At 65.1% G+C, this 15,846-nt stretch carries 14 protein-coding genes and 1 tRNA gene; 4 read left to right on the top strand and 11 right to left on the bottom strand.

Annotated features, from left to right (window positions below; translation table 11 throughout):
* From ACEE23_RS03135 to ACEE23_RS03125, 3 genes are all read right to left on the bottom strand, one after another.
* A partial coding sequence (locus ACEE23_RS03135) for an alpha-(1->3)-arabinofuranosyltransferase domain-containing protein (RefSeq protein WP_448873525.1) occupies positions 1-2,846 on the bottom strand: 2,846 nt, incomplete at its 3' end.
* Between the two features lie 53 nt (positions 2,847-2,899).
* Positions 2,900-3,097 carry a DUF2613 domain-containing protein gene (locus tag ACEE23_RS03130; protein WP_070768425.1) on the bottom strand — a complete coding sequence of 66 codons (198 nt, stop codon included), beginning with the start codon at positions 3,095-3,097 and terminating at the stop codon, positions 2,900-2,902.
* Positions 3,098-3,115: 18 nt separating this feature from the next.
* Positions 3,116-3,622 (bottom strand): universal stress protein, encoded by a 507-nt coding sequence (locus ACEE23_RS03125; protein WP_368519978.1) that lies wholly within the window; start codon positions 3,620-3,622, stop codon positions 3,116-3,118.
* 60 nt (positions 3,623-3,682) lie between these two features.
* Here ACEE23_RS03125 and ACEE23_RS03120 point away from each other — a divergent pair, with 60 nt between their 5' ends.
* On the top strand, positions 3,683-4,957 hold the full coding sequence (locus ACEE23_RS03120) for a glycoside hydrolase family 3 N-terminal domain-containing protein (protein ID WP_368519977.1): 1,275 nt from the start codon (positions 3,683-3,685) through the stop codon (positions 4,955-4,957).
* A gap of 124 nt (positions 4,958-5,081) precedes the next feature.
* Positions 5,082-6,773 (top strand): VanW family protein, encoded by a 1,692-nt coding sequence (locus tag ACEE23_RS03115; protein WP_368519976.1) that lies wholly within the window; start codon positions 5,082-5,084, stop codon positions 6,771-6,773.
* A gap of 142 nt (positions 6,774-6,915) precedes the next feature.
* On the opposite strand, the gene ACEE23_RS03110 is transcribed toward ACEE23_RS03115, so the two are convergent.
* The 4 genes from ACEE23_RS03110 to ACEE23_RS03095 all read right to left on the bottom strand — a co-directional run bounded on the left by ACEE23_RS03110 (position 6,916) and on the right by ACEE23_RS03095 (position 9,011).
* The gene (locus ACEE23_RS03110; RefSeq protein WP_368519975.1) at positions 6,916-7,260 is read right to left on the bottom strand and encodes a pentapeptide repeat-containing protein; all 345 of its coding nucleotides are present in this window, start codon (positions 7,258-7,260) and stop codon (positions 6,916-6,918) included.
* 704 nt (positions 7,261-7,964) lie between these two features.
* Positions 7,965-8,174: a PLDc N-terminal domain-containing protein gene (locus tag ACEE23_RS03105; protein WP_368519974.1), complete on the bottom strand. Its 210-nt coding sequence runs from the start codon at positions 8,172-8,174 to the stop codon at positions 7,965-7,967.
* Positions 8,174-8,587 (bottom strand): hypothetical protein, encoded by a 414-nt coding sequence (locus ACEE23_RS03100; RefSeq protein ID WP_368519973.1) that lies wholly within the window; start codon positions 8,585-8,587, stop codon positions 8,174-8,176. Before ACEE23_RS03100 ends, ACEE23_RS03105 begins: the two co-directional genes overlap by 1 nt.
* 350 nt (positions 8,588-8,937) lie before the next feature.
* Positions 8,938-9,011: transfer RNA gene (locus tag ACEE23_RS03095), tRNA-Gly, on the bottom strand.
* Between the two features lie 115 nt (positions 9,012-9,126).
* Between ACEE23_RS03095 and dcd the strand changes: the two genes are divergently transcribed.
* Together dcd and ACEE23_RS03085 are read left to right on the top strand one after the other, a co-directional pair.
* Positions 9,127-9,690 carry a dCTP deaminase gene (gene dcd, locus ACEE23_RS03090; RefSeq protein ID WP_296203483.1) on the top strand — a complete coding sequence of 188 codons (564 nt, stop codon included), beginning with the start codon at positions 9,127-9,129 and terminating at the stop codon, positions 9,688-9,690.
* A gap of 70 nt (positions 9,691-9,760) precedes the next feature.
* On the top strand, positions 9,761-11,077 hold the full coding sequence (locus ACEE23_RS03085; RefSeq protein ID WP_368520043.1) for a UDP-glucose dehydrogenase family protein: 1,317 nt from the start codon (positions 9,761-9,763) through the stop codon (positions 11,075-11,077).
* Here the strand turns inward: ACEE23_RS03085 and ACEE23_RS03080 are convergent.
* The 4 genes from ACEE23_RS03080 to ACEE23_RS03065 form a co-directional block, all read right to left on the bottom strand.
* On the bottom strand, positions 11,016-12,275 hold the full coding sequence (locus ACEE23_RS03080) for a YibE/F family protein (protein WP_368519972.1): 1,260 nt from the start codon (positions 12,273-12,275) through the stop codon (positions 11,016-11,018). The two genes, ACEE23_RS03085 and ACEE23_RS03080, sit on opposite strands and share 62 nt — an antisense overlap.
* Before the next feature lie 94 nt (positions 12,276-12,369).
* Positions 12,370-13,602 carry a pyridoxal phosphate-dependent aminotransferase gene (locus ACEE23_RS03075; protein ID WP_368519971.1) on the bottom strand — a complete coding sequence of 411 codons (1,233 nt, stop codon included), beginning with the start codon at positions 13,600-13,602 and terminating at the stop codon, positions 12,370-12,372.
* 56 nt (positions 13,603-13,658) lie between these two features.
* Positions 13,659-14,294, bottom strand: coding sequence for a DUF1707 SHOCT-like domain-containing protein (locus ACEE23_RS03070; protein WP_368519970.1), 636 nt, complete (start codon positions 14,292-14,294; stop codon positions 13,659-13,661).
* 10 nt (positions 14,295-14,304) lie between these two features.
* Positions 14,305-15,774: a cation:proton antiporter gene (locus ACEE23_RS03065; RefSeq protein WP_448872146.1), complete on the bottom strand. Its 1,470-nt coding sequence runs from the start codon at positions 15,772-15,774 to the stop codon at positions 14,305-14,307.
* Positions 15,775-15,846: the final 72 nt, after the last annotated feature.

Below are 15,846 nucleotides of genomic sequence, written 5' to 3'. Positions count from 1 at the left end.
GGCCAGCCCACCAGCGCGAGCCCGCCCGCGGCCAGTGCCAGGCACAGCGCCCGGGGCGGCTCCGGGAAGGAGCGCGGCACGTGCTCGCCGCGCCGGCGCCAACAGACCACCGCGCAGGCGATAACCGTCAGCAGCCCCAGCGCCCCGCCGCCGAGAAGGCCGGCCTGGTACGCGCCCGTTGCGGCGAAGGTCAGGCGGAAGGTGCCGCTCGCGCCCGCCGGAATGACAAAAGCCTGGGTGGCCGCGTCCACCTGTCGGGCCTGCAGCGGGGCATAGTCCAGCCAGCCGTTGAGCCCGGCGTTATACGCTCGCCCGGTAATCAGCAGGCGCTCGTGGTCTGCCGGGGCGATAGCCTCCCCGGTGGGCTCAAGGGGAGTGCGCGGCAGCTCGCCCAGCTGGACCCAGGCCGCCGCGGTTTCCAGCCGGTGCGGGCCGGCCGGCAGCCGCACCGTCTCGCCCGGGCGGTAGTCGCGGCCGTCGATGCGCACCCCCGGCGCCTCGGCGTCTTTGTCGGCGTCGGATTCAGCGCCTGCGCGCAGGGGAAGCTCCATCTCCCGCGGCGCGGTGAAGTCCCGGATGATGGCACCCGTGTCCACGGTCAGCCGCTGGAAGAAGAAGGCCTCCACGTTAGGTGAGGTATCCGGCACCGTCACGACGCGTTCGATGGGGTGGCCGGCGACCTCGGCGGCGGTGATGCCGACGCGCTCGTGCGGGGTGATGCGCACCGCGGCGCTGTCGCCGCCGGGCACGCGCACCGTGGACTCCTCGCCGGCGCTAAGCTCCACCTCGACGGAGGCGGAGCCGGACGAGACAGTCGCGCGGGTGTCGTCGGTGGCGGTGAGCCTGAGCACCGGGGAGGCAAAGACCTCGCCCTGCGGGGCCTGGAGCTCCAGCCAGCCGGTCTGCCCCGGGGCCGGCCACCAGGCGGTGTCGTCCTGCCCGTCGACCGCGGCGGTCACGGAGCGGGCGGGATCGGCGCCGCCGAAGGAGTCGGCATCGGCGGCCGAGGACTCCGCCACCACGCGGCCGCCGTGTTCTTCGACCGCCACCGTTTGTCCTGCCGAGGGGTAGTCGCGCAGCCGGTTGTGGACCCGGGAGCTATCGCCCTTGGCCAGCGGGGCGGAGACCGGGCCGTCTAGCGTGCCGTAGTTGCGGTCCACCAGCAGCGGGGTATCGGTCACGATGTCGGCGTCCGCGTCTACGAGCTCGCGCGCGCCGGGCGCATCCACCATGTCCAGTAGGGCGAGGACCTCGCCGCCGCCGGCCACGCGCACCGGGGCGCCGTCAGCCATCTGCAGGTCCTGCTGCGGGTCGAGCAGCACCACGTCCACCTCGCCGAAGGTGTGGACCGTGCCCGGCAGGTCTTCCGCGCGCACCGAGCTATCGCTGGCCGCCGGCTCGTCCAGGTCGTGGCGCTGCAGCACCGCGCCGATGCCCAGGCGCTGTAGGGCCTTCGCCCCCGCGGCCGGGTCGTGTTCCAAGGCCGCGGTAATCCCGTCCAAGCCGCGGATGGCCTCCGGCGGGATAAGCGGGATGGCGTCGCGGACGGCCCAGGGGACTTCAAGCAGCGGCTGCGCCGGCTCGTCGCGGGTCCAGCCCCAGTCCTGCCGGGCAAAGGACGCGGGCGGGTAGATGAGCGTGCGGGTGCCGGCGGCGTGTTCGTTCAGAAAATCAGTGGCAGCGGTCCAGTAGCTTGGTACCTTATCGTAGGCCCCGCGCGGCAGCAGGCGCCCGGACAGGGCCGGGAACGCGCTGGCCGCGACCACCACGGCCAGCAGCAGCCCGGCGGTCTGCCGGCGGTCGGGGCGCAAGGTCCGCGGCCAGCCGAGGCGCGCGCCTAGCTGCGCCAGGCCGAGTACCAGCGGCAGGCGGACCAGCGGATCGAATTTGTGCAGGTTGCGCAGCGCGGCCAGCGGCCCGTCGAGCAGCTCCCGGTAAGCCGGCAGGCTGGTACCCAGCACCGCGATGCCCACTATCAGCACCACCGACCACGTCCGCGGCAGGCGGCACAGTCCCACCAGCCCGGCGGCGGCCACGGCTACGGTCGCCAGGACGAAGACGGGTTCGGCCACCAGCAGCACGCCGGCGGTGCGCTCGGTGTCCACGAAGGGGGACCAGCTGGTAGTTCCACGCAGGATCTCGGCCAGGTTGAGCCAGCGCGTGGTGACGAATGCCGACTCGATGAATTCCGTAAAGGGCGCCGCAAAGCGCCCCAGCACCAGCAGCGGGACGATCCACCAGGCGCTGACCAGCGCGCAGCCGGCCAGCCAGGCGCCGAAGAAACGCCAGCGCCGCTGGCAGAGCAAGACCACCGCCGCCGGCACGCAGGCGGCCAGGGTGGCGGTGGCATTGACCGCGCCCATCAGCGCGACCGGGATGACCGCGGCCGCCCACTGCCAGCGCCCCGACCGCGGGGCGAGGCAAGCCACCAGGACCCAGGGGGCCAGCATGACCGGCCAGGTCTCCGAGGAGATCGTGGTCAGCGTGGTCATAACGCGCGGGGAAAGCGCGTAGGCCAGCGCCGCGATAAACGACCAGCCCGGGCCCGCGTCGGTGGCGCGCCGGGCCAGCAGGAAGGCCCCGGAAAAGCCCACGCCGGTCACCAGCAGCCACCACAGCCGCAGCGCCACCCACTCCGGCAGGGGATCGGCGGCTAGGAAGAAGAGCCCGTGCGGGAAGAGATAACCGTAGGCCTGGTTTTGCAGCTGCCCCAGGGTAAACACATCCGTCCAGGGGGTCAGCGCCCCGCGCAGAAAACCCGCCGGGTCGACCAGCAGGTCGTGCTTGGTGTCGGCCGCGACCTGGGTGTTGTGCCCGAACTGCAGGACAAAGACGACGATCGCCAAAAGCCCCCACCCGGCGAGGTGGGGGCGGAGTTTAGTAGACAGCCGGGGCACGCCTACTGGCGGGAGCCGTACTCAGGCCCGCCCAGCACGGCGTCATCGGCCGGCACCGCGTGGCCGGAAGGCACCGTATCAGCGTCGCTGAACTGGGCGATCCCCACGATGGTGACCACGCCGAGCACCAGGCCGACCACGGCGCTGCCGACGGCCGGGCCCAGCGTGCGCTTTGTCAAAGAGTCGGATTCTACTGCCATGGGACCAAATCCTAGCAGCTACTCGAAGTATTCCGGGGCATCTTCTTCGTCCTCGTCGTTTTCCGGCGGGACAATAAAGACCGGGATGCCGGCGTTGCGCACGATCTGGTCCGCGGTGGAGTTAGTCCACCAGGAGCGGAAGCCCGTCAGCGCGCGGGTACCGGTGACGATGACGTCCACGTCCAGCTCTTGGGCGGCATCCACGATGGCGGAGGCGATAGTCGTGGCGGATTCGACCAGGTGGGCGCGTCCCGCTAGGCCGAGCCCCTCGGCCACCTCGACGCCGCGGCGGCAGATGGCCAGCGCCTCCTCGTAGGCCGGGTCTTCCTCGGTGGCCTCCGGGGAGACCGTCGACTGGTGCAGGCCGGTGCGGCTAACCGCACGGGCGGCCTGGCGGGCGGCCGGCTCCCAGGCGGTGAGGATCTCCACCGTGCTGGGGCGCAGCAGCTGAGCGGCTTGCTGCATGGCGCGGGCGGCGCGCTCCGAGCCGTCGAACGCAATTAACATGGTTTGGCCGTTACTCATGCCCGCCATCTTAGTAGGCATTCGGGCGTGATGTGGCTGACTAATGGCAGACTATATGCCATGATTCCGTTTCCCCGGCCCGCGCAGTGGCGTCGTCGCCTGCTCGCTGCCACCCGCATTGGTACCCCGTGTGCACGGGTCGCGCTGGTTGCCGTGGTAACCCTCGTGGCCGGTGGTGGCGCGCTCAGCGCCTGCTCGTCGGACGAGGCAGAGCAGGCCGCGCCCCCGGCTGGTGTGGTCAGCAGCGAAACTAAAACGAGTTCTTCGGCCCCGCAGACGAGCTCTTCCACGAGCCAGCCGGAACCGGCACCGGCGGTGCAGCTGCCGGCCACCCGGCGCGAGCAGCTCGCCTCGTTGCTGATGCCGGGCGTGGTCAACTACGACGACGCGCTGGCGAAGCTCAAGGCCGGGGCCGGCGGTATCTTCATCACCAGCTGGGCGGACCCGGAGTTGTTGCAGACCCCGGGGCGGGATATCCACGCTCTGCGCGCGGCGGTCGGTCGCGACTTTGATGTCTCCATCGACTTTGAGGGAGGACGGGTCCAGCGTTTCTCGGAAATCCTGGGGGATTTCCCGACCCCGCGGGACATGGTCGCCGGCGGGACCGCAGAGGCCGAGCGCCAGGGCTTCGCGGTGGGCCAGACCCTGTCCGCCCACGGTGTTACCGTGGACTTCGCTCCGGTTATCGACGTCGACGGCGGTGGCCTGAACGTGGTGGGCGACCGTTCCTTCTCCCCGGATCCGGCCGCCGCGGGTGAGCTCGGCGCCGCTTTTGCCCGGGGCCTGCACAACGCCGGGGTGCGGCCGGTGTTCAAGCACTACCCGGGGCACGGCCGCGCCAGCGGGGACACGCACCAGGGAATGGCAACCACCCCGCCGCTGGACCAGCTGGTGGGCTACGACCTGGTGCCCTTCGACGTCGCGCTGCCCCAATCGCCGGGCGCCGGGGTCATGGTGGGGCACCTGGTGGTGCCGGGGCTGGGCGACGGGGTCACCCCGGCCAGTCTCAACAACCACGCCTACGGGCTGCTGCGCGAGCACGCCGGTTTCCGCGGCCTGACCTATACCGACGATCTCACCGGCATGAAGGCGATTACGGACCAGATGTCCCCAGAGGAAGCCGTCACCGCCTCCCTGGCCGCCGGCGCGGACCAGGCGCTATGGTCGACCGCCGTGGATTTCCAGAGCGTCCTAAACCACCTGGAAGCGGCCGTGGATGGCGGCCAACTCCCGCCCGCGCGGGTGGCTGAATCCGCCCTGCGCGTGGCCGAATCTCACACGGAACCCGAGCCCGCCCCAGGCGCGGATCCCGGGACGGCTCCACCCGCGGAGTAGCCGCCGAGGCCGCTACATATGTCACCCCCGGTGTCCTCTTTACCCGCCCCGGCGCGGTTGTCTTGATAATACTTTAGGCCTCCTGACTAGGAATTAGGGCCGGTAAGCCATTACTGTAGTGCGTGTGAGTAAAGCGAACGGAAAACGCGGAGTGAAGGGTTGGGCCATTGCCCTGGGCATCTTGGTCGGCCTTTTCGTCATCGCGGGCGTTGCCTACGCCATGGATGTCGTGGCGAACCAAGGCAAGACGCCCCGGGCCGTCTCCGTCGGTGGAGTAGATATTTCCAACATGGAACGCCGCGATGCCGTGGCGAAACTGGAGGACGAGCTCGGGGACGTGGAAAACCAGCCCGTGACGGTCACCGCCGGGGAAAAGACCACGGAGTTCATCCCCCACGAGGCCGGCCTGCGGATGGACTTTAAGAAGGCCGTGGACGGCATCGAGAACGCTTCCCTCAACCCGTTCGCCCGCGTTTACAGCTTCTTCGCGCCCCAGCGCGAATACGACGTGGACACCGATGTTGACGAGGCTGCGTTCCAGCCGACCGTCGATCGCCTCAACCAAGACTTGACCGTCGAGCCCAAGGACGGTGCGATTAATCTCGCCGGCGGCAAGGTCAACGTCACTGACGCCGTGACCGGCCAGTCCGTCGACCGCGAGGAGCTGGCCACGGAGGTCTCCGAGGGGTGGGTCAACCCCGAGGGCGTCGAGGTGGACGCGGAGGAAACCGAGCCCGCCATCACCCAGGACGAGGTGGAAAAGATGGCCGAGGGCGACGCCGCCGATGCCGTGGCTGGCGATCTGGTCACCCGCGGCCGCGACGACGTCGAGTCCCGCATCACCCCGGACGAGATCGAACAGTTCGTCACGATTGAGCCCCACGACGGCAAGCTGGAGCTGAAGATCAACAACGAGCGCGCCCAGGAGATGATCGGGGAGGCCCTCAAGCCTTCGGTCCAGGTCAAGCAGAACGCCACCATCTCCTTTGCCGGCGGTTCCAAGCAGGTCACCCCGCACCGCGACGGCGTGGTCATCGACTGGGACAAGACCATGGATGGCTTTGACGAGCGCGTCAAGGACAACAAGGACCGCGAGTGGGACGCCGAGTACCGCGACGAGCCCGCCACGTTCACCACCGAGCAGGCCGAAAACGCCAGTTTCGACGACGTCATCGGGGAGTTCACCACCGGCGGCTTCTCCGGCGCGTCGGGGCAGAACATCAAGCGCGTGGCCGACCAGGTCAACGGTGCCTTCCTCGCCCCGGGCGAGACCTTCTCGCTCAACGGCTACACCGGCCCGCGCGGCACCGCGCAGGGCTATGTCGAGTCCGGCATCATCATCGACGGCCGCGCGGGCGAGGCCGTCGGCGGCGGTATCTCCCAGTTCGCCACCACCTTGTACAACGCCGCCTACTTCGCAGGCATGGAAGATACCGCCCACACCCCGCACTCCTACTACATCTCGCGCTACCCGGCCGGCCGCGAGGCCACCGTGTACGAGGGCGCTATCGACCTGCAGTTCACCAACAACTCCGAGCACCCAGTGATGATTTCGACTAGCTACAGCAACAGCGAAATCACCGTGCAGCTCAAGGGCACCAAGACCGTCGAGGTCGAATCCATCAACAACGGCCGGTGGGCCCAGACCCAGCCGCAGCCCAAGCAGGTCGATGCCGAGGACTGCTCGCCGTCGTCAGGCGCGCCGGGCTTTACCACCTCGGACACGCGCGTCATCCGCAACCTGAGCGGACAGGAAATCTCCCGGGAGACCACCACCACGGTCTACGACCCGCAGCCGATCGTCACCTGCAGCTAGGCAAGAATCAACCACAGCGCGGTCTAAAGACCGCATGAGAAAAGGCAGGGCACCGAGTGGTGTCCTGCCTTTACGCATGGAGCCGGCGACGATGTTGTGCGTCAGCGGAGTTTGTAGCCGAGTTTTGGGAGCACAAACCAGATCAAGAACTGGGAAACTCAATCGCAGATTCCTCAACCCCTATGCAGTCGGAAAATTGTTCCTCATCAGCAATAATGGGAACTAGATATGCGCCTGTTAAGTCAGCATGGGTTAGCGTCGCTCCACGAAAATCTGATTCACTAAGGATTGCATCCGTAAAATCTGCGCCGGTGAAATCTGCTGATTTCAAATTAGCCCATGCCAACATGGAGCCTCGGAATGAGCATCCCCGGCACACGCTTCCTTCAAGGTTGATATCAGTTAGGTCATAATTAGACATATCTCTTCCAGAAATGTCTTTGCCGGCCAAATCAGTAGACCGTGAAATAGGCATTGCTTTATACATGTTATTTAATCTGTGGAGAGTTAATAATCCACTGGGGGCAACGGCCGTCGAATCCTTCGCAATAGGTGGTAACCACTCCGTGTGGTAACCACTCCGTAAAGTTTACCATCCTGTATCTTATTGAAACCAACTACCGTCAAAACATTTTTAGTTTCAAGCTTTCGGCACTTTCTCAGCGGTTCCCAGCCTTTGCAAGAAATGTGATCCATCGGCAATCTGTATTCATACCGGTTGCCAAAATTCTTTATTTTAGGGGCATATTATTTTAGGGGCATATTTTGTCGTAGCCAGAACCGCCCGGGTAGATTCACCACTCCGGCGGACTTGACCCGCGGGCATATCGTCCATATCGGCAAAAACCGCATCAACACAATCACCCCTGATCACATCTGCTGCATGCTGCAAGCAATGAAGAAGAACGGACTTAGCGGCCGCATCTGCTAAGCCACATTCTTCACGCTAAGCGGAGCGCTTAAGGACTCGGTACGAGAGGGCAAAATTCCGCACAACCCTCGCGACCGAATGGATGCGTCCCGCGCCAACAGCACAGAGGGGCAAGCCTTTTCTCGTGCCGAATTCGCCGGGCTACTACGTGTCATCGAGGACGGGCCGCTCATGATCCGCGCCCGCTGGATGATGGCATTAACGATCGGGGCAAGTCAGGGCATCAATTCCTCGTTGGCTACCGGGAAACAGTTTATTACTTAGGTTTGCCTCTTAGAGGAAAACCTGTGGAACACGATCCAAATCAAGAAACCTGCAAGGGGAATCACGAATTGGGCAAGACACCACAGGAATATTCGGGTGGTAGAACTTCCGCGCTGCTTCTCCCAAATGGCAACGATGCTAGCGAGGATAATGCACAAGAGAGGAATTCCTACCCATAGTGCGTCATAAGTAACTGGTATCTCCATTAGATATCCCTACATCCGTTTCCGGCTCCTACATCCGCCATCGATTCGGAGTGGCCGTCGGCATGGCCGGTGAGCTTGATGCACGGTGTGAGCGCCGGCAGCTGATTGACTACTGGAATGTTCTCGCCCAGTTTGAGGCCAACCTCTGAATATGCTCGGCCGACTGGACCGGCCGGTCGTGCACCACTGTTGAGCACTCCGGTGTATGTGTAACCCGGGGTCTTGGTTTCTCCACCTTGGTTGGTGATCTCCACGCTTGTTACTTCGTTTCCTGCCGATCGAATCGATGTGGTTGTCTGTTTCGGTTGAGTAACCTTCTGTTCGACTGCGACGGGATTCATTGCCCTCAAGAAGATGGATTTCTCCTCGTTGGTGAGCTTGCTGTACTCCTCGTTGGGATCAGCAGCGTTCATTACTTGATTCGCTAGCTTCTCTTCCTTGGGGTCTCGGTGGCGTGGGCTGTCCCGGTTGTCAAGCTGAGTGCAGTGAGCGTGGCAAGGGGGGATTGAGAGGAGACGGTGTTTCAGGATTGTCCTTGCTTGTGGATGATTGCGGTTAAGTAACAGGGTATTCTGCATTGCTTTCAAGATCCATAATTGTTCTAAAGGGTCAAGTCCGCCGGAGTGGAGCATACGACGCATGAGGGGTGGGTGCCGTCGGCGGCTACGCACGCGGTGTGGGAAGACCTAGGGAAAGTTGGATAGTTTGGGCCTACCTGCCGTCCTATAAAAAATAAGCCACACCAAAAGGTGTAGCTCATGTGTGGAGCCGGCGACGAGAATCGAACTCGCGCTCTCAGCTTGGGAAGCTGATGTTCTACCATTAAACTACGCCGGCAGAGCCTGAATTGTGCGCCCATTGCTGGGCATACATCAAGCGCTGGGAAACACTCTACACCCTCGCTGACCCCGGGTGAAAACCGGGTCGCCTAGCTGCTAGTAGACTCGGACACGTGCTTTTATCAGATCGAGATATCCGGGCCGCCATCGAGGATGAATCGCTGCAGATCGAGCCCTTCGATGCCAACCTTATCCAGCCTTCGTCCGTGGACGTGCGCTTGGATAAGTACTTCCGCGTGTTCAACAACTCCCGGTACACCCATATTGATCCGAAGGAAGAGATGCCGGATCTGACCAGCCTGGTCGAGGTGGCCGACGGAGACGCCTTCGTGCTGCACCCGGGCGAGTTCGTCCTGGGGGCCACGCTGGAGAAGTTCACGCTGCCGCCGCACCTGGCCGGCCGCCTGGAGGGTAAGTCCTCCCTGGGGCGGTTGGGCCTGCTCACGCACTCCACCGCGGGCTTTATTGACCCCGGCTTTTCCGGGCACATCACCCTGGAGTTGTCGAACACGGCGAACCTGCCGATCGTCCTGTGGCCGAACATGAAGGTCGGCCAGCTGGCGATCTTCAAGATGACCTCGCCGGCGCAGGATCCCTATGGCAGTGGGGCGCTGGGCTCGAAGTACCAGGGCCAGCGCGGGCCGACCCCGTCGAAGTCCTACCTGAACTTTCGCTAAGGTTTTAGGATCCGGCACCCAGATTTAATCCTGTGTTCAACTCGGGCGCTTAAGATAACCGCTTATGCGCATGACTGTGATTGGCACCGGATACCTGGGTGCGACGCACGCCGCTTGCATGGCCGAGCTCGGCCACGAGGTTCTCGGCGTGGACGTGGACCAAGCAAAAATCGACTCCCTGGCAGCGGGCAAGGTTCCCTTCTACGAGCCGGGCCTGCCGGAGGTACTCGAGCGCAACTTAGGCGGCGGGACGCTGAGCTTTAGCACGGATTACGCCGCGGCCGCCGAGTTCGCCAACGTCCACTTTTTGGGCGTGGGCACCCCGCAGCGCCACGGTTCCTACGCGGCGGACATGACCTATGTCCGCGCGGTCATCGAAAAGCTGGTCCCGCTGCTCAAAGGCCAGCATCTTATCCTGGGCAAGTCCACCGTGCCGGTGGGCACCGCCGCGGAGCTGCAGCAGATGGCTAACGAGCTGGCCCCGGAGGGCACCGAGGTGGAGATCGCCTGGAACCCGGAGTTCCTGCGGGAGGGCTACGCGGTCAAGGACACCATCACCCCGGATCGCATCGTCATCGGCTGCCGGGAGGGCGAGTCCCGCGCGGAGGAGATTGCCCGCGAGATTTACGCCGAGCCGCTGCGCCAGGACACTCCCTTCATCGTGACGGACCTGCAGACCGCGGAGCTGGTCAAGGTCTCGGCGAACGCGTTTCTGGCCACCAAGATTTCGTTCATCAACGCCGTGTCGGAGATCTGTGAGATCGCCGGCGCCGACGTCGTGGCCCTGGCGGATGCCATCGGGCTGGACGAGCGCATCGGCCGCAAGTTCTTGGGCGCCGGCCTGGGCTTCGGCGGCGGCTGCCTGCCGAAGGATATCCGCGCGTTCATGGCGCGGGCGGGCGAGCTCGGCGCGGACCAGGCACTGACCTTCCTGCGCGAGGTCGACGCCATCAACATGCGCCGCCGTGACCGCGTGGTGGACCTGGCCAAGGAGTCTTTCGCCGGCTCCCTGCTGGGCCACCGCGTGACGGTGCTGGGCTGCTCCTTCAAGCCGAACTCGGACGACGTGCGCGACTCGCCGGCGCTATCCGTGGCCGGCTCGCTGTCCCTGGCGGGTGCGGCGGTGACGGTCTACGACCCGCAAGGCATGGACAACGCCAAGAAGGTCTTCCCGACGCTGGACTACGCCCCCGACGTGGATACGGCTCTTAAGGGTACCGAGCTGGTCATCCTGGCTACGGAGTGGAAGCAGTTCCGCGAGCTCGACCCGGTCGCCGCCGGCAAGCTGGTCGCCCGCCAACACATCATCGACGGGCGCAACGTGCTTAATGTGCGTGAATGGCAGGCGGCCGGTTGGGATCTCGTGGCCCTGGGTCGGAGTGTGTAAACGCCGCAATCAGCGTCGTGACCGGCACGGCGCTGACCAGGGAAAGCGCGCCCACCCCGGAGCGCAGTAGCTCGGTGGCGATGACGTCGCTGCTCAAGACCTGGCCGGCGGAGGCATCGGCCGCGGAGATGAGCAGCAATAGTGGCAGCGCCGCACCCGTATACGACAGCACGATGGTGTAGACCATGGACGCGATGTGGTCGCGCCCGACCTTCATGGCGGAGACGAACAGCCGCCACCGCGGCATCGTCGGGTCGATGGCCGCCAGCTCGTGGACGGTGGAGGCCTGCCCGATGGAGACATCGTTGAGCCCGCCCAGCGCGCCGACGATGAACCCGGCCAGCAGCACGCCGACCACGGACAGCTGCGGGAGGTAGAGCAGCAGCTTGAGGTTGTCCTCGGAGGACAGGCCCTGCAGGTGGGACGTCCGGATGGCGATGATGGCCACGACCGTGGCCACGGCCAGGGCGACCAGGCTGCCGGCCAGCGCCGAGGCGGACTTGAAGTTCCAGCCGTGGACCAAGGGGATGGCCACCACCAGGATGGCCGCGCAGGCGATAATCGTGACGGGGATGATGGGCTGGCCCGCGGTGATGGCCGGCAGGAGGAAGAAAAAGACGATGGCCAGGCTGAAGGCCAGGCCGATGAGCGAACGCAACCCGTGCCAGGCGGCGAAGATGAGGATGGCGGCGACGATGACCAGGCCCCAGGCCCACAGGGCGGAGCTGCGCTCGTAGTCGGCGAAAGCGTACTGAGCCTGCCCGTCGGCGGGGTTTTCCGACAGGGTCATGGTGATGTGGTCACCTACCTCAAGTACCGGCTCGCCGGCCACGCCGTAGTGCACCAGCTGAGTCATCTTCCCTGCATCCGGCCCGTCTTCCAGGTCCACCAGGGCGCGGCGGCAAGAATCATCGTGGGCCCCGGCGGCCTCCGCGGCGGTAGTGCGCGGCGGGGTATCAAAGGCCGTGCCGGTAGCCGGGGAAGCGCAGGCGTTGGAATCGACCTGGGTGACGGTGCCGGTCACCCGCTGCTGGTTCAGCGAGTACGCGCGGTCGAAGTCTTCGCTCGTGTCCGGGCCGGTGCTAGGCCAGAGCCAGACGAGCCCCACGGCGGTGGCGGCTACTACCAGCCCCAGCAGACCTAAGAGGAGGCGCTGCCACAGGTTCAGACCGGCCGGCTTTACTGAGTGTCGTGCCATAGCCACTAATAGTAAATGTTTTCAATTCTGTGCGCGCACAAAGTAGCCCCGGCAGCGAAAAATCACTCCGGGGCTGGGACCGTGCTTACCGCGGCTACTGGCGGTAGCTGGCCAGGAAGTTGCCCAGGCGCTCGATGGCGTTGTCCAGCTGGGACGCCCACGGCAGGGTGACCACGCGGAAGTGGTCCGGGTCCGGCCAATTGAAGCCGGTGCCCTGCACCATGAGGATCTTTTCCGAGCGCAGGATGTCCAGCATCAGCTTGGAGTCGTCGTGGATCTCGTAGACGTTCGGGTCCAGCCGCGGGAAGGCATAAAGCGCGCCCATCGGCTTCACGCAGCTGACGCCGGGGATCTCATTGAGCTTTTCGTAGGCGATGTTGCGCTGCTTGAGCAGGCGGCCGTCCGTGCCGGTCAGCTCGTAGATGGACTGGCGCCCGCCGAGCGCGACCTGGATGGCGTGCTGGGCCGGAACGTTGGGGCACAGGCGGGTGCCGGCGAGCAGCTCCAGGCCTTCGATGAAGCCGGAGGCGTGGTTCTTCGGGCCGGTGAGCACCATCCAGCCGGCGCGGTAGCCGGCCACGCGGTAGGCCTTCGACAGGCCGTTGTAGGTAATACACAGCAGGTCCGGGGCCAGGGAAGCGATGGAGGTGTGCTTCGCGCCGTCGTAGAGGATGCGGTCGTAGATTTCATCAGCCAGGATGAGCAGGTTGTGCTCGCGGGCGATCTCCACGATCTGCTGCAGCGTCTGCCGGGAGTAGACCGCGCCCGTCGGGTTGTTCGGGTTGATGACCACGATGGCCTTGGTCTTCTCCGTCACCTTGGACTTGATGTCCTCGATAGACGGGTTCCAGTCGTCCTCCTCGTCGCACAGGTAGTGCACCGGGGTACCACCGGCCAAGGAGGTGGCCGCCGTCCACAGCGGGTAGTCCGGGACCGGGATGAGGACCTCGTCGCCGTCGTTGAGCAGCGCTTGGGTGGTCATGGAAATCAGCTCGGAGACACCGTTGCCCAGGTAGACATCCCCGACGTCGAAGTGCGGGAAGTCCTCCAGCTCGTAGCGGGTGACGATGGCGCGGCGGGCGGGGATGATGCCCTTGGAAGTGGAATAGCCCTGGGAGGTGGGCAGGGCGGCGATCATGTCGCGCATGATGACGTCCGGGGCGTCGAAGCCGAAGACCGCCGGGTTGCCCGTGTTGAGCTTCAGGATGTTGTGGCCGTCGAGCTCCATGCGCTCTGCCTCGGCCGAGACCTCCCCACGGATGTCGTAGGCGACACCCTTGAGTTTGTCGGATTGGTCAAAAATTCGGCGGTTCGGCGTGGTAGTCATGCCGCAATTGTGCCATCTTTTGGACCGTGGTGACGAAATTTGGGCCGGGAAGTGCCCTAATTGCTGTGCTTCTTGGTGTCCTTGGGCTGGCTCCAGTTGTCCACGCGGCGCTTGGCGAAGTCGAGGGCCTGGCCGGTCAGCTCGCCCGCGGTCTGCTTGTTATGGGCCCACATCAGGGCGCGCTGCTCGGCCTGGGTGGCCAGGATTTCCTTGCGCTTTTGGCGCTCTACCTGGCGCGGGCTGGGCGCGTGCCAGGAGCTGGGGCCTACCTTGAGCACGTAGAGCGCGATCCACAGCACCGGGATGAGCAGGAAGGCAGCGACGGAGGCAGACACCAACCCCACCGCGGCGCCGACCCCGGCCGCGCCGAAGGCGCCGATGAATGCGGAGGTCCCGCCGATGGTCAGCAGCAGGCTGCCGATGAGCCCGGTGGCCAGCTTGGGTTTGCGGCCGGCCTCCCAGGCGCGCTCGACGTCGGCGCGGGAATAGATCTTCGGCTCGGCGATGGGCTGGTCCGGGATGTCGGTAAACAGGGGGACGATGTCGCGGCGGGTGCGTGCGCCCATGACGGAATCGGAGCGTTCCTCGAATTCGTCCACGCTGAGGCGGCCCTCGCCGACGGCCTTGGCCAAAGCGGTCAGGGCGTCGTTGCGTTCGGCATCAGACAGGCGCAGGGAATCGTCGTAGCTCATACCCAAAAGTCTATCCGTTCTTGCCGCCGCCGTCGCCATCCTGTGCGACACCATCCCCAGTAGCCTCAGCTCCAGAGGACTCAGACCTATCCGCCTCGGACCCCTGTCCGTTGTGGCTGGCCTCGTGGCGCTTGAGGTTCTCGTGTTCGGCGTTGTCGCGGTCGCGCAGCTCGGCCAGGGAGGTCGGTTCGGAATCATGCGCCGGGGTCTGTTCCACGACGCGCGCACGGTAGGTGGAACGCTTGCCGGTGACCGGGTCCTTTTCCTGGCACAGGCTGGCCAGGATGGGGAAGATGAGCACGGTCAGCGCGCCGCCGGCGATAAAGAGCGAGGATTGCTCGTTGTCCATGATCCCGGAGCTGACCGCGATGGAGGTCACCGCCACGATGATCGGCAGGCCGGTGGCCGCGTAGAAGGCGACTTGGAGGCGCTCGCGGACAGTCTCGATTTCGGAGCCGGTGTGGTGGAGGTTCTCGCGCAGGAAGACTGGCAGGCCGCGGGTGATGAGGATGAGCAGCGGGATGCTTACTACGAGCAGTGGGCGGCTGGTGATGACGTTCCAGTCGATCGACATGCCGGAGACCACGAAGAAGATGGGGATGAGCATGGAATAACACAGCACGTCCAGGCGGTGCTCGAGGCGCTGGTGGAACTCGTTGGGGATGATCTGGTGGAAAATCATGCCCGCGGCGAACGCGCCCAGCACGATGTCGAGCTCGAAGACCGCGGCCACCGCCATCAGCACGGCGAGCACCAGCATGATGAGCCGCAGGATGGTCTGGTTCGTCGAACCGGCGCCCTGCAGAAAGGCGTTGCGCACCAGCGGCATGGCCTTGGCGACCAGGCCTGGCACCATCGCCAGGGCCACCGCGATGGCGAAAAAGCCCAGCAGGATTAGCCCGGTCTGCCAGGTAGAACGCGTGGACAGCAGCAGCGCCATCGCCAGGATGGGGCCGACCTCACCGATGGCGCCGTGGATCATAACTGAGCGCCCCACCTGGGTGCCCATCATGCCGTTCTGCTTGAGCATAGGCGTGATGGTGCCCAGCGCCGTTGAGGTCACCGCAATGGCGATGACGATGGCCAGCGGCAGGTTATCGAAGCGGAAGATCGCCCACGCACCCAGCAGACTCGCCGCCAGGCACAGCGCCCAGGTGGAGGCCGCCGTGCGGGCTTCCTTGGACTTCAGCGAGGCGATGTTGATTTCGAAGCCGGCCAGCAAGAACAGTGCACCGACGCCAATCTCGCTGAGCATCTCGATGCCGGGGTCCTCGTGCGCCAGATCCAGCACCGACGGGCCGATAATCATGCCGAAAATCAGCAGCAACGGCACGGCCGGCAGCCGCCGCACAGTCATGAAGGAAACCAGGGGTGCGGCCAGCGCAGCGGCCATAATCCACGCGAAGGAGACCAGCGAATTCGTAATTCCTTCGTCACTCGCCGCCAGAATCAGGGCGGCGCCGGAGTCGCTATTGAACACCTGCTATACCTTAGCCGGAACAGGCCTTTTTCCCAGAACTCAAGCAGCGTCACGCAGCTCACTAACGATGCC

Source organism: Corynebacterium sp. 32222D000AT (assembly GCF_053546955.1).
Note: the sequence above shows the minus strand (reverse complement) of the source record. Positions and strands in the feature narration are given on the sequence as shown.

Bases quoted from the DNA above. Each gene is read 5' to 3' on its own strand.
- ACEE23_RS03130 (WP_070768425.1), bottom strand. From the start codon at position 3,097: ATGGCAGTAGAATCCGACTCTTTGACAAAGCGCACGCTGGGCCCGGCC.
- ACEE23_RS03125 (WP_368519978.1), bottom strand. From the start codon at position 3,622: ATGAGTAACGGCCAAACCATGTTAATTGCGTTCGACGGCTCGGAGCGC.
- ACEE23_RS03120 (WP_368519977.1), top strand. From the start codon at position 3,683: ATGATTCCGTTTCCCCGGCCCGCGCAGTGGCGTCGTCGCCTGCTCGCT.
- ACEE23_RS03110 (WP_368519975.1), bottom strand. From the start codon at position 7,260: ATGTATAAAGCAATGCCTATTTCACGGTCTACTGATTTGGCCGGCAAA.
- ACEE23_RS03105 (WP_368519974.1), bottom strand. From the start codon at position 8,174: ATGGAGATACCAGTTACTTATGACGCACTATGGGTAGGAATTCCTCTC.
- ACEE23_RS03100 (WP_368519973.1), bottom strand. From the start codon at position 8,587: ATGAACGCTGCTGATCCCAACGAGGAGTACAGCAAGCTCACCAACGAG.
- ACEE23_RS03085 (WP_368520043.1), top strand. From the start codon at position 9,761: ATGACTGTGATTGGCACCGGATACCTGGGTGCGACGCACGCCGCTTGC.
- ACEE23_RS03080 (WP_368519972.1), bottom strand. From the start codon at position 12,275: ATGGCACGACACTCAGTAAAGCCGGCCGGTCTGAACCTGTGGCAGCGC.
- ACEE23_RS03075 (WP_368519971.1), bottom strand. From the start codon at position 13,602: ATGACTACCACGCCGAACCGCCGAATTTTTGACCAATCCGACAAACTC.
- ACEE23_RS03070 (WP_368519970.1), bottom strand. From the start codon at position 14,294: ATGAGCTACGACGATTCCCTGCGCCTGTCTGATGCCGAACGCAACGAC.